Origin of the sequence: Bulleidia sp. HCP3S3_C9 (genome assembly GCF_052064035.1) — a bacterium.
Lineage (GTDB): Bacteria > Bacillota_I > Bacilli_A > Erysipelotrichales > Erysipelotrichaceae > Bulleidia.
In genome coordinates this window covers 1-348 of record NZ_JBQHWJ010000159.1, presented here as the reverse complement: position 1 = coordinate 348, position 348 = coordinate 1, and the positions used below count along the sequence as shown (strand labels likewise).

Annotated in this window: 1 pseudogene; it reads left to right on the top strand. The window is 39.7% G+C overall.

Annotated features, from left to right (window positions below):
- Positions 1–64: 64 nt before the first annotated feature.
- Positions 65–348, top strand: a pseudogene (locus ACTND6_RS11235) (hypothetical protein); the annotation flags it as partial.

Here is a 348-nt window from a genome sequence, read left to right as displayed (position 1 = left end):
AAGCGTAGTCATCGGAAGAGATGTGGAAGGAAATCCTCTCTGGCAGAAAGATTATGAGATCTTCATGAAAACAATTGGTTTCCATACAAAGCTGTGTAAATGCAGACACCCCTTTACAAAAGGAAAGGTGGAAAGACTTGTCCGCTTTGTAAAAGAAAATTTTATTGTCGGAAGAACATTTGGAAACATTACAGATCTGAACTGCGATGCATTGATCTGGTGTAACGAACAGAATGGCAGATATCATCGTGCTATGGATTGCGTTCCTGCAGAAGTACACAGTAATGAATGTATGCATGTGGCTGAAATACTGACAATGACTGAAGAAATCATGAAATACCTGTGTCC